The organism is Janthinobacterium sp. GW821-FHT03C08 (genome assembly GCF_059420905.1).
Genome location: NZ_JBWKUP010000008.1, coordinates 172,442 through 184,374, shown reverse-complemented (window position 1 = coordinate 184,374; position 11,933 = coordinate 172,442). Strand labels below are relative to the sequence as shown.

General features: G+C 64.3%; 14 protein-coding genes. 7 read left to right on the top strand and 7 right to left on the bottom strand.

Annotated elements, in window-relative coordinates; genetic code table 11:
* Positions 1–69: 69 nt before the first annotated feature.
* The 6 genes from AC07VL_RS13360 to AC07VL_RS13335 form a co-directional block, all read right to left on the bottom strand.
* Entirely contained in the window at positions 70–1,191 is a 1,122-nt protein-coding gene (locus AC07VL_RS13360) for a HupE/UreJ family protein (protein WP_494806293.1), read from the bottom strand.
* Positions 1,188–2,399, bottom strand: a complete 1,212-nt coding sequence (locus AC07VL_RS13355) for a tetratricopeptide repeat protein (RefSeq protein ID WP_494806292.1) — start codon at positions 2,397–2,399, stop codon at positions 1,188–1,190. Before AC07VL_RS13355 ends, AC07VL_RS13360 begins: the two co-directional genes overlap by 4 nt.
* Before the next feature lie 72 nt (positions 2,400–2,471).
* A complete protein-coding gene (locus AC07VL_RS13350; protein WP_494806291.1) occupies positions 2,472–2,720 on the bottom strand; it encodes a hypothetical protein in 249 nt (82 codons plus the stop codon).
* A gap of 17 nt (positions 2,721–2,737) precedes the next feature.
* Complete coding sequence (locus AC07VL_RS13345) at positions 2,738–4,237, bottom strand: DUF4331 domain-containing protein (protein WP_494806290.1); 1,500 nt, start codon at positions 4,235–4,237, stop codon at positions 2,738–2,740.
* A gap of 372 nt (positions 4,238–4,609) precedes the next feature.
* Entirely contained in the window at positions 4,610–5,257 is a 648-nt protein-coding gene (locus tag AC07VL_RS13340; protein WP_494806289.1) for an NrsF family protein, read from the bottom strand.
* Positions 5,254–5,838: a sigma-70 family RNA polymerase sigma factor gene (locus AC07VL_RS13335; protein ID WP_494806288.1), complete on the bottom strand. Its 585-nt coding sequence runs from the start codon at positions 5,836–5,838 to the stop codon at positions 5,254–5,256. The genes AC07VL_RS13340 and AC07VL_RS13335 overlap by 4 nt, the downstream gene beginning before the upstream one ends.
* Positions 5,839–5,981: 143 nt before the next feature.
* Between AC07VL_RS13335 and AC07VL_RS13330 the strand changes: the two genes are divergently transcribed.
* The 4 genes from AC07VL_RS13330 (at position 5,982) to AC07VL_RS13315 (ending at position 8,545) form a co-directional block, all read left to right on the top strand.
* Entirely contained in the window at positions 5,982–6,788 is an 807-nt protein-coding gene (locus AC07VL_RS13330) for a DUF1223 domain-containing protein (protein ID WP_494806287.1), read from the top strand.
* Positions 6,788–7,393 carry a cytochrome b/b6 domain-containing protein gene (locus tag AC07VL_RS13325; protein WP_494806286.1) on the top strand — a complete coding sequence of 202 codons (606 nt, stop codon included), beginning with the start codon at positions 6,788–6,790 and terminating at the stop codon, positions 7,391–7,393. Before AC07VL_RS13330 ends, AC07VL_RS13325 begins: the two co-directional genes overlap by 1 nt.
* Before the next feature lie 12 nt (positions 7,394–7,405).
* On the top strand, positions 7,406–8,176 hold the full coding sequence (locus AC07VL_RS13320) for a molybdopterin-dependent oxidoreductase (RefSeq protein WP_494806285.1): 771 nt from the start codon (positions 7,406–7,408) through the stop codon (positions 8,174–8,176).
* Positions 8,177–8,257: 81 nt separating this feature from the next.
* Positions 8,258–8,545: a pentapeptide MXKDX repeat protein gene (locus AC07VL_RS13315; RefSeq protein ID WP_494806284.1), complete on the top strand. Its 288-nt coding sequence runs from the start codon at positions 8,258–8,260 to the stop codon at positions 8,543–8,545.
* Between the two features lie 103 nt (positions 8,546–8,648).
* On the opposite strand, the gene AC07VL_RS13310 is transcribed toward AC07VL_RS13315, so the two are convergent.
* A complete protein-coding gene (locus AC07VL_RS13310; RefSeq protein WP_494806283.1) occupies positions 8,649–9,011 on the bottom strand; it encodes a hypothetical protein in 363 nt (120 codons plus the stop codon).
* Between the two features lie 229 nt (positions 9,012–9,240).
* On the opposite strand from AC07VL_RS13310, the gene AC07VL_RS13305 reads away from it, so the two are divergent.
* The 3 genes from AC07VL_RS13305 to AC07VL_RS13295 all read left to right on the top strand — a co-directional run bounded on the left by AC07VL_RS13305 (position 9,241) and on the right by AC07VL_RS13295 (position 11,882).
* A complete protein-coding gene (locus tag AC07VL_RS13305) occupies positions 9,241–10,461 on the top strand; it encodes an MFS transporter (protein WP_494806282.1) in 1,221 nt (406 codons plus the stop codon).
* Positions 10,462–10,474: 13 nt separating this feature from the next.
* The gene (locus AC07VL_RS13300; protein ID WP_494806281.1) at positions 10,475–10,870 is read left to right on the top strand and encodes a DUF5071 domain-containing protein; all 396 of its coding nucleotides are present in this window, start codon (positions 10,475–10,477) and stop codon (positions 10,868–10,870) included.
* A 139-nt stretch (positions 10,871–11,009) separates the two neighbouring features.
* Entirely contained in the window at positions 11,010–11,882 is an 873-nt protein-coding gene (locus AC07VL_RS13295) for a hypothetical protein (protein ID WP_494806280.1), read from the top strand.
* Positions 11,883–11,933: the final 51 nt, after the last annotated feature.

Below are 11,933 nucleotides of genomic sequence, written 5' to 3'. Positions count from 1 at the left end.
CGGAATCCCTTGCTTGATAAGCCACTGGAATCGGCATGCACTTATTAGCGGGGCTAATGAGTGTCCCGCTCATGCGCTGATCAGCTTGATATCGACGAGCCGTTCCACCAGCCACACGGCCGCCACCAGGGCGATGGCCAGCGAGCCGACGGTCAGCACCTGCCGGTAGAACCAGGTCTTGCGCAGCAGCCAGGCCAGGGGCAAGAAGGCGGCGACGATGGCCAGCTGGCCGATTTCCACGCCCACGTTGAAGCCGAACAGGCTGGCCAGCAGGGAGCCTTGCGGCAAGCCCAGGTCGCGCAGCACGCTGGCAAAGCCGAAACCGTGGATCAGGCCGAAGACGAAGGCGGCCACGGGGCGCTTGCCGCGGAACAGGGGCAGCAGGTTGTTCAGCGCTGCCAGCACCACCGAGGCGGCGATGGCTGACTCCACCCAGCGCGACGGCAGCGAGACGAGCGACAGGCTGGCCAGGGTCAATGTGATGGAATGGGCCAGCGTAAAGGCCGTGACGACCTTCAGCACATCGTAGAACGCCGCTTTCAATCCCTGCTGCTGGTCGCGCAAGCCGGGCAGCAGCACGGCCGGCAGCAGCAGCGACAGCAGGAACAGGATATGGTCGTAGCCGATCCAGATATGCCAGATACCGTGTTTCACGTAGGCGCCGAACTGCGCCAGGCGGTCGGGCGCGGCCAGGGAAATCGTCTGGCGCGGGCTGTCCGGGTCGAAGATGGCCGTTTGCGTGGCGCCGCCGCTGTCGATCTTCAGCAGCCCCTTGTGCTGGGGATCGAGGTCGGCGAACAGGGTGTAGCCGATGCTTAAGTGGGCTGGCGCGGCGTTGCCGGGGCAGGTGGCCGCAAAGCGCAGCACGTTGTAGGCGCCGTCCGTGTGGCTGTCGATCAGCTGCTCGACGGCCTTCAACGGGCACACGCCGTCGTCGCCGGCCACCTGCAGGCGCTGCAGCGCGTAGGCGGCAATGGCGGCGTGGCGGGCGCGGATCTCGTCCCACGTCAGCGCGCCGTCGCCATTGCCGTCCAGGCCGATGGCGAAATCGAGGTCGCGCAGGGCGATATCCCATTGTCCCTCGATCTGCTGGCCATGCACCTTCAGGCTCAGGTAGCTGTCGCTGGGCTTGTGGGCTTGCGCAGGAGCCAGCCAGGCGCACAGCAGCAGGAGGAAAAGGCAGCGCTTCACAGGACACCTGCTTTCTTCGCGGTGCTCATTTTTTGCCCGTCAAGGGGCCCCAGCTGTTTTACCAGGCGGTGCAAGGCGACGTCTTCCACGCCGTTGGCCGCGATCCAGGCTAGCACGGGTTGCGCGGCCGCAAAGTTGCGCGCGGCCAAGGCCGCTTCGAGCAGGATGCGCATGTCGGGCACTTCCTTCTGGATGGTCCAGTTTTTCTGCGCCAGCTGCAGGGCGGCGGGGATATCCTGCTGCAGGAACAGGGCGAAGCGGGCCTGTTCGCGCTGGTGCACGGTGTCGCCGCGCTGCATGGCGGCAGTGAAACGGGCCGCCAGCTCCGTCTTTTCGGCCTGGAAGGCGGCCGTCCGGGCGGGCAGCGCCTGCAGGGCCAGCGCATGGCGCAGCAGCAGGGCGTCGATGCGCTGCTGCGCCTGCAATAATTCGACGACCTCCTGCGGGCGCTGCTGGTCCAGCAGGAAATCCGCGTAGGCGCCCAGCAGGTAGCTGTCGCGCGGCTGCCGCGCCAGGGCCGCCTTGTAGCGCGCCTCGGCCAGCGCCGTTTCGCCGCGCCGCGTGGCCATTTCCGCCAGCAGGGTCTGGGCCCAGCTTTCCAGCTCGGGCGCCGCGCCGGCGCTCCTTTGCACGGTCAGGTCCAGCAGGCGCTCGCTGCCGGCGGCGCGGCCCGTGACGCTGGCCACGTTGGCAAGGCAGGTGACGGTGACGAGCTGCGCGGCGAGGGCCGACAGGCGCGCGCAGGCGGCCGTTGCCTTGGTGTAGTCGCCCTGCACGGTGAGCACCGTGGCGCGCGTCAGCCAGGCCTGGCCATTGGCCGGTTCCTGCGCGAGGATGGCGTCGAGGTCCTGCAGGGCGGCGTCGAAATGGTGGGTGCTTTGCAGGATGGTGGCGCGCAGCAGGCGCACGGGCACGGGCGGCGCCGCCTGCCGCCACCACGGCGCCAGCGCCGCCTGCGCATAGCCCAGGTAGCGCGGGTCCGTCTCGCTGCGCGCCAGGGCGATATAGCGCTGCGCCAGGCCGGTGGCCAGGCCCAGGTCCTGCGGCCTGGCAGTGAGTTGCTGGCGCAGGCCGCGCAATGCCATCTGCGTGGCATCGGCGCGGCGCGGCAGCTGCTCGATGACGGCGCGGCCATCGGCCGGCGTGTAGGGCGCGGCCAGGGCCAGCACGGGCAGGCAGGCGCACAGCAGGGAAATCGGTGTCTTCATCGCGGACGCTTCCAGGTCGACGGCGGAATGGCACGGGCGCCGGGGACAGCTTGCCCCGGCGCCCGCAAGGGCTTACAGCGGCACGGGCTCCGTGTTTTCCGGCGAGGTCGCCACGATGGCATCGATACTGACGCCTTCCTTGTCATCGCTGGTGGTCAGGATGACGTTGCTGACGGCCACAAAAAAGGCGTCGAGCATGGCTACGGGAGGCGGCGTGGTGCCGCCATTGTCGCCGCCGCTGCCGCTGTCGGTGCCGCCGCCACCGCAGCCAGCCAGCAGGGCCGTGAGCGCCAGGGCGCCGATTACATGCAGTTTTTTCATCGCGTTCTCCTGTCGGGTTATTGCTGCGGCGAACCGGCCACGGGGTTTTTCAGGTAGGGGAAGCCTGGCGTGAAGAAGGTTTCATCGAGATAGGCGCCATCCGTGAAGTGCAGGCCGCCGGCGGGCGCGTCGGACGGCGCGCAACCGATGTTCAGGGTGCACAGCTTGCCCATGGCCACGCGCAGCACCACGTCGACGACATCGTCGCCGGGGCGCCGGCCGTTCGGAAAGCCCGCGTTGTCGCCGCCGATGACGCCCAGGCGGTTTTGCCCGCCCACTGGCGTGGGCGCGATGGACGTGTTCAGGCGCAGCATTTCAGAGGCGACGACGGTCGCCGGCTGGTTCACGCCCTTGATGCCCGTCAAGAAGGTGGCCACCAGGTCGTTGCGGGGGAAGTTGGTGGGCGCCTTGGCGCCTGCCGAGCCGTACAGCACTTCCACCAGCGCCGGCGCCGTGGGATTGGTGACGTAGTCGGCAAATTGCGCGTCGCCCGAGGGCTTGCTGGCGTTGAAGCGGTCCTTGTCCTTCAGGCCGATCACCAGTTCATTCACCAGCGGCATGCCCAGGCGCGACACCTGCACCCACGCGCCGCCTTCCTTCGAGGCCGTGGTGGTCGTGCCCGGCGCCGGGTTGAGCAGCCGGCCCTGGCGCAGGCTGGCCGTGGTCCAGCCGCCGATGACGGGGTCGCTGCCCGCCGTCAGGCAGGCGGTCGGCACTTCCATCTCGATGGCCGTGACGTTCTTTTTGGCCAGGTCATCCTTGGCGGCCGATTCCGCATTCGCCGCAAATTCCGTGGCGGGCGCCTTGATGTTGATCAAGTCGAACGTTTCGCCCAGGTTCACGACGAAGGGGTCCTTGCGCTGGCCGACGAACATGCGCGCCGGCGTGGCGCAACCGGGGATGTTCACCGAATAGACGTGCTGCGCCGCATAGGTGGCATAGTTGGGGATGGCCTTGTTGCCGATGTTGTCGACGGGCTTGTCGAAGGTCGTGCCGCCGCCCGAGGCGTTGGTCACGCTGCTGCGCGTGCCCGTGCGGCGGTCGCCCCGCACCACCGTCACGCTGTACGTCTCGCGCACGTTCAGGCCGGCCGGGTTGACCGTGTCGATGGCGCCGCCGTTGATGACGAGCGGAATCGACACTTTCTTGCCGCCCACGGTGAACTGGCCATCCTTGATGGTGTTGGTGAAGCGGAACTGGAAGGTGATGTCTTCCTTGCCGTCGCCATTGTTGTCGATGTGGATTTCGTACAGGGCGTTCGGGTCCATGGCGAAGTAGTTCGGCCCGCCATAGGCATCCTGCAGGGGCACGTAGTCGGCCACCAGGGTGGTGTAGGCGCCGCGTCCCGCCTCGTAGCTGCGGAACATGTAGAAGTCGGTGCCGTCGACTTTCGGGTTTTGCGTGATGAACGGCGCTTCGCGGTGGCTGGAGGCGTGGGCGGCCGGCGCGATGGCCAGCGCCAGGAGGTTGCCCAGGAGGGCGGCGCCCAGTACGGTTTTCGTGTGTGACAAAGACATATCGATTCTCCCTGAATTGTTATACGCAGTGACAGGACTTGCGGAATTGCGGGGCTGCATCACTTGTACGGGGCGCCAGCACGATCAGATTCAATTCCCCACATTTATTTTTTGGTAGCAGAACGAACGGCCGTCGATCGTCAGGGGCTGGCGCACGCAGTCGAATCTACGCACGTATTACGCGTCAGCAAGAATAAATATTTTGTGGATAAGAAACGACAAGCTGGCGGCTGCTGGCCATGGCCTGTTGCGCTCTGCCGGCGCGTGTGCAGGGGGATGCGGGCACGCGTGGGAATGCGTGAGTTTGCGGATATGACATCGATAGACGCGCACAGGCCGCTTGACGGGCGTCCCGCTTGCGTGGAGAGTAGCTTACCAGGCCAGCGCCTTGGGACCGGCGGCGGCGCCGATGGCGGTCGGTACCAGCATGCCCAGCACGTACCAGAAGCCGACGAAGCTGGCGGCCATTTCAGGGCAGTGCAGGCAGTACACGAGGGCGGCCAGGCTGCCGGCGGCAAAACCGGCGGCCGCGCCCGCCAGGCGCAGGCGCGTCGGCGCCAGCTGGCGCATCAGGCGCAGTACGGCAGCCAGGATGGGCAGCGACAGCATGGCGATCAGCAGGGGGCAGCTGCGCCAGGTGGCGCCCCAGAACAGTTCGGCACGCTGGTCGGCGGGTGCTTCCTGCAGGATGACGGCGCCCAGCGTCCACATCAGGAACAGGGGCATGGCGATCAGCAAGGGCAGGGCGCGCGTGGCCGCGCCCGGCACGCACAGGCGGCGGCTCACATGCCAGGCCGCCAGGGAGAGGCAGATGACGAAACCGACCTTGATCCAGAAGTCGGGCAGCTGGGCCAGCTGGCCCAGGTTGGGGCGCACGCCCAGCAGCGCGGCCATCAGCGCCACGCTGGCCAGCAGGCCCGCACCGAGGGTGGCGGCGGCACGCCAGGGGGCTCCGGGCGGCGCTGCGGCAGCCACGTCGGGGCCGCGGGCCAGCATGGCGATCAAGTCATCGGTTTTCATTCTGTACGTATCCTCATGTTGGCCGCCAGTGCCTTCAAGCCGCGATGCACGGCCACTTTGACGCTGGCTTCCGAAATGTTCATGGCGCCGGCCGTGTCGCGCACGGACCGGCCGTCGAGCTTGGTATGCACGATGGCATCGCGCTGCTGCGCCGGCAAGGTCTGCAGCAGGGCCGCCAGGTCACGGCTGGCCTCGGCCGCATCGGCATCGGCGCTGGAAAACAGTTCCTGCGTACTGTCTTCCTCGTCATACGGCAGGTGCTGCGCCTCGCGCCGCGCATGCCGGCGCAGCCAGTCGATCAGCTTGTAGCGCGCGATCGCATGGATCCACGACGTCAGCGGCACGGCCGTGTCATACGTCAGGCGCTGGTTGTGGATGGCCAGCAGGCACTCCTGCACCAGGTCTTCCACCTCGTCCGGCCAGCGCTGCAGCCGGCGCCGCAAAAAGGCGCGCAAATGCGTGCTAGTTGCCTGCAGGAAAAGCCGATACGCCTGCGCATCGCCGTCCAGCCCGCGCAGCATCAAGCCGTGCAGCCGCAGTTCCGTGCCATGCAGATGTTCGCTTACTGGTATTCGTTGCATGCAAGCCTTTGGTGACAGGCGTTGAAAAAAATAAATTCCACATTATTTTGCCCGCAGATGTAACCAATCCGTATCGTGCGGCGAATTGACTGGCAAGCAGGCGTTTCAATGTAGCGTCTTTTTCAATATACCGGCGAACGACCATGGACATCAAGCACCGACTCGCAATACTTCTCCTGCCCGTCCTGGGCATGGCCGGGGCCGCGCCGGCCGCCGCGCAACTGGCGGCGGGCCAGCGCTGCGCCGTGAAAAGCGGCGCGCAGACGGCGGCGCTGGTGGAACTGTACAGCAGCGAAGGCTGCTCCAGCTGCCCGCCCGCCGACCGCCGCCTGAACGCCCTGCGCCTGGAAGCGGGCGCGTCCAGCCTCGTCGTGCCCCTGGCCCTGCACGTCACGTACTGGGACCAGATCGGCTGGAAGGACCCGCTGGCGCAGCCGCAATTCGATGCGCGCCAGGCCGAACTGCTGCGCCACCAGCCCCGTCACGTGGCCTATACGCCGCAGTTCTTCGTCGGCGGCACGGAAGTGCGCGGCTGGGAGGCGCAGCTGCCGGAGGCCATCCGCCGCATCAACGCCACGGCCGCGCCCGTGGCCATCAGCCTGTCCGCCACGCCGGGGCAGGATGGACAATTATTGCTTGAAGCCGATGCCAGCGCGCCCGATGCGCAAACGGGGGGCGAGCTGTACGTGGCCATCAGTGAAAGCGGCCTCGTCTCGACCGTGCTGCGCGGGGAAAACCGGGGCGCCACCCTGCATCACGATGCGGCCGTGCGCCTGTGGCTGGGGCCGGTTGCGCTGGCGCAAGGCCGCGCCCGGCTGCGCCGCGAAGTGCGCCTGCCCGCCAGCTGGCGCCCGGAGCGCCTGCAAGTGGTGGCCTTCGTGCAGCGGGCCGGCGGCAGCGCCGTCCTGCAAGCCGTCAGCACGGCATCTTGCGCGAAGGGAGGTGCGTGATGGCCACGCCTGCCACGCCCGGCACCACGATCCACCCCGCCTGGCTGCGCCTCACGCACTGGCTCAATGCCGTCGCCGTCGTGGTGCTGGCCACGAGCGGCTGGCGCATCTACAACGCGGCGCCATTCTTCCCCTTCGAGCTGCCGCGCGCCCTGACCCTGGGCGGCTGGCTGGGCGGCGCCCTGCAATGGCATTTCGCCGCCATGTGGCTGCTGGTGGCCAATGGCCTGCTGTATCTGCTCATCAACATCGTCTCGGGACGGCTGCGGCGCCAGTTCTTTCCCCTGTCGCCGCGCCTGCTGCTGGCCGATTTTGCCGCCGCGCTGAAGGGCAGGCTGGCCCATGCGGACCCGCGCCGCTACAACATGGTGCAGCGCGCCGCCTACCTGTTCGTCATGCTCGACTGCATCGTGCTGGTGCTGTCCGGCCTGGTGCTGTGGAAATCCGTGCAGTTTCCCCTGCTGCGCGAGCTGATGGGCGGCTATGACAGCGCGCGCCGGGTCCACTTCATCGCCATGGCGCTGCTGACGGGTTTTGTCGGCGTGCACCTGGTGATGGTGGCCCTGGTGCCGCGCACCCTGGTCGCCATGCTGCGGGGACGTTAAAGGAAGACCATCATGAAAAAAACCATCCTCGTGCAAGAAGAGGGTCAGGCCATGCTGGCCGACGCCTTGCGCCAGATCAAGCAGCCGTCGCGGCGCCAGTTCCTGCAGCGCAGCCTGACCCTGGGCGGCCTGTCCCTGCTGACGGGCTGCAACGCCAGCGACCCGTCCAGCGTCGAGACGGCCTTGATGGCCGTGTCGCGCTTCAACGACCGGGTGCAGGGCTGGCTCTTCGATCCGAACAAACTGGCGCCAACGTATCCGGATTCCATGATCACGCGGCCGTTTCCCTTCAACGCCTATTACGGCGAGGACGAGGTGGAAGAGGTCGATGGCGACGCCTGGCGCCTGGAATTGAGCGGCTTGATCGCCGACAAGAAGCCGTGGAGCTTGCCGCAGCTGCGCGCCTTGCCGCAGGAAACCCAGATCACGCGCCATATCTGCGTGGAAGGCTGGAGCGCCATCGGCAAGTGGGGCGGCGTGCCGTTTTCCCACTTCCTCAAGCGCATCGGCGCCGACACGACGGCGAAATACATCGGCTTCCAGTGCGCCGACGATTACTTCACCAGCATCGACATGGCCACGGCCCTGCATCCGCAGACCATCATGGCCCTCACCTACGACGGCAAGGAATTGCCGCCCAAGTACGGCTACCCCATGAAACTGCGCATGCCGACCAAGCTGGGCTACAAGAACCCCAAGCACATCCAGGCCATGTTCGTCACGAATACCTACCCGGGAGGGTATTGGGAGAACCAGGGTTACAACTGGTTCGGCGGCTCTTGAACACATTTAGCAGCACCAGCAGTACCGCAGTTGCTTTCACACCGGGCATTTGCCCATCTAACCCAGAGACAAGGACATATCATGAAAACCACCATCACCGCCATCGTCGCTTCCGCCATCCTCCTGTCGGGCGCCGCGTTTGCCCAGGATGCCATGAAGAAAGATCCGATGGCCAAGGACGCCTCGGCCGATGCCATGCACAAGGATGCCATGAACAAGGACGGCATGAAAAAACCGATGGCGAAGAAACACATGAAGAAGGATCACATGGCCAAGGATGGCATGGCGAAAGATGCCATGGCCAAGGATGGCATGAAGAAGGATGAAATGAAGAAGGATGGCATGGCCAAGGATGCGATGGGCAAGTAAGGCAAGATGCCTTGCGTCGTCTTGAGGCGGCGCAAGGTCAGTTTGTCACGGGGAACGTGGCGCTATCGCTTTCCCCCTATGCAAACTCAGGCACTCAAGGCGTTCACGCGCTTTTACGGCTGTGATGAAAATAGAGATAGGCCAGGCCGAAAGGCGCAATAACTGGCGCGAACATCAGGCAGGCTAACATGGTGAATATCTTTACGAACATCATGATGATGGCATTGATGATAAAGATATTGTTGCCGACAATAAATTCAACAATGCTTTCATAGACAAAGCGGGAATAAGGATAAAGCGGAACGCAGACGAGCATCCACCACGGCATGGCTCTATCAGGCTGCGTCTCATTGGCCGCGGATAACAGCCAGAAAAGCAGGGCTGTCATTAGCGCGGCAAAGAAGAACTGGCGAATATAATATTGTTTGGACAAGCCGCCAAAGGTTTTTACCAGAATCGGATTCATTTTTGTCATGCAAAAAGTTAAATGTTGATAATACATTGCCTATGAAATATTTCCAAGTGGAAACTTTGTTAAAAATAAAATTCCGTATGCCTTCCGCTTGAGCTCTGTCATATTGAGATTGCCGGAAGCTGTAAAAGTTCGATGGGTGGGGCGTGTACAAGCGTGCCTCACACTGCCAGAGACGGGTTTGGTGTAAGCTGATCGCCTCTTTTATCCCGCATGCACAGTCATGACCGAACCGTCCGCCGCCTCGCTGTCCGCCGCATCCCCCCCTTCAGACAAATCCCTGCGCCGCCGCTCGCTGTTCGCCGCCTGCGGCGCGCATGCCGTGCACGACGGCTTGACGGACGTCATCTATGTGCTCCTGCCCATCTGGCAGGCGCAGTTCGGCATCAGCTACGCCGTGGTGGGCCTGTTGCGGGGATCGTATTCGGGCATGATGGCCGGTTTTCAATTGCTGGCCAGCCGCATGGCCAGGCGCTGGGGACGCGAGCGCCTGCTCGTGGGCGGCACGGCGCTGGCCGGCATCGCCTACCTCGTCGCGGGGCAGGCGGGCGGCCTGGCCGTGCTGCTGGTCGCCTTGCTGCTGGGCGGCCTGGGCGCCAGCACCCAGCATCCGCTGGCCTCGTCCATCGTCACCGACACGCACGAGGCGGGCGGCGGCGTGAAGGAAGCGCTGTCGCAGTACAACTTTGCCGGCGATATCGGCAAGACCCTGATCCCGGCCCTCGTCGGGCTGCTGTTGCTGGTGTGCAGCTGGCAAGCGAGCGTGTCGCTGCTGGGGCTGCTGGGCCTGGCGGCGGCCGGCCTGCTGTGGTGGCTGCTGCCCAAGCCGGAAGACATCCAGGCCAGCCAGCAGAAAGCGGTCAAACCCGTCACTGGCAGCGGCTCCAAAGCAAGCTTCCGTGCGCTGCTGGCCACGGGCACCCTGGACAGCGCCGTGCGCATGGGTTTTCTTACCTTTTTACCATTCCTGTTGAAAAGCAAGGGCGCGGGCACAGCCGGCATCGGCGTGGCCTTGTCGCTGCTGTTCGTGGGCGGTGCCTTCGGCAAGCTGCTGTGCGGCTACCTGGGGGCGCGCATCGGCATGATGAAGACCGTGTGGCTGACGGAATCGATGACCTCGCTGCTCATCGTCGCAGCCCTGTGGCTGCCCCTGGGCGGCATCATGGCCATGCTGCCCTTGCTGGGGCTGGCGTTGAACGGCACCTCGTCCGTGCTGTACGGCGTGGTGCCGGAACTGGCCGAGCCGGGCAAGCGCGAGCATGCGTTTGCCCTGTTCTACACGGGCACCATCGGCGGCGGCGCGCTGGCGCCCGTGCTGTTCGGCGCCCTGGGCGACCGGACGAGCGTGCCCACGGCCCTGCTGGCGCTGGCGGCGCTGTTGCTGCTGACCTTGCCGCTGGCGTGGCAGGTGCAGAAGGGCGTGGCGCGCGGTGGCGCCACCTGACGTGACGCCTCGCATGAGCCTGCCATTGCCGCGCGATAAACACGATACGCAGAACGCGCACGCCCTCGTCGCCTTGCGCTGGGAGGAACTGCGTCCGCACATGCCGCAGATCCTCGAGTGGGTGCAGGACGCGAACTGGCCCGTGGCCGCCGTGCTCCTGCCGTATCTGGCCGGCATCGGCCCACGCCTGGCTCCATATCTGAAGACGGTGCTGGCCAGTGACGATGAACAGTGGAAATATGTTGTTCTGCTGGGCATCGTGCGCCATTCCCCCGGGCTGGCTGCCGCCGTGGACGGGGAATTGCAGCGTTTCGCCCTGGCGCCAACGGCTGGCGAGCTGGAAGAAGGCGTGGCCGAGGCGGCCCGGGACATTCTGAAATGCCAGATCATCACGGTGGCCGGCCAATAATCAGGGTCATTATTGGAGTGCATCAGTATTGAATGTGCGTGCGTGTGGCCATTCCTGCAATAGATAGGCGACAATCCGGCCCGAATATATATCGGCATCCGGTTTTTTAAAACTCTCTATCATTTAACAGGAAGATTACATGGGCAATTTTAGTATCCCGCAAACCAATAAAGCACTCGCTGTATATTTTCATGGCAAGACAGTACCGATGCTCTTTGCGGTATTTGCGGCGATCCTGGCGGCAGTGGCCGGTTTCGTGCTGTACCTGAGCACAACCTTGCCCCAGAAGACACTGACTGATTCTCAAGCCATGACCTTGCGTAATGGCGCCAGGCTGGGCACGCACAGTAATTTGACTATTCTTTATGGCACGGCGGCTTTTTTATTGCTGCTCGCACTGCTGGTGCTGGTCATGCGTGCGGTGATGCTCAAGCGGCGGAAAAGCCGCTTTGAATTGCATGAAGATGGTGTGGTGCATGAATTGAACGGCATTCGCAGCTACGCTGCCTTTGCCGATATCGAGGACTTGTATCTGTTTGCCGGCGGCTCCACCGCCATGACTGGCATGATCAATAACTTTGCCTACCGCACGGGCGCCGACCAGCCCTGGATATGGGCTACCGGAGAACTCAAACGCTTTGACGAGTTCATGGACGCGTTTCGTTCCCGTTATCTGGAATACCGTCTGCCTGTATTAAAGCAGAAGCTTGCAGACGGCGAGCGCGTGAGTTTCCGCTACATCAGCAGTGGCGACGTGTACAAGAAGCGCTTGTTCGGTAATTTCCTGAATGTCAAGACACAGGAACTGGCATTGTCGGCGCAGGGTTTGCATGTGGACGGCGTCACCTGGCCTGGCGCCAGCCTGAAATGCATGAATCAGAATGACTGGACCGAGAAACTGACGATCAAGGATGCGGCGGGTACGACGGTGTTTTCGTGCGTCGGCACGGGTATCCTGAGTTTCGACCTGTTCGCCAATATGCTGGACGACGAGATTAATCAGGCCGGGTAAAATTCCGGCGGAAATATGCCTCCCGGTACAGGGAGGCTGGCGACCGGGCTA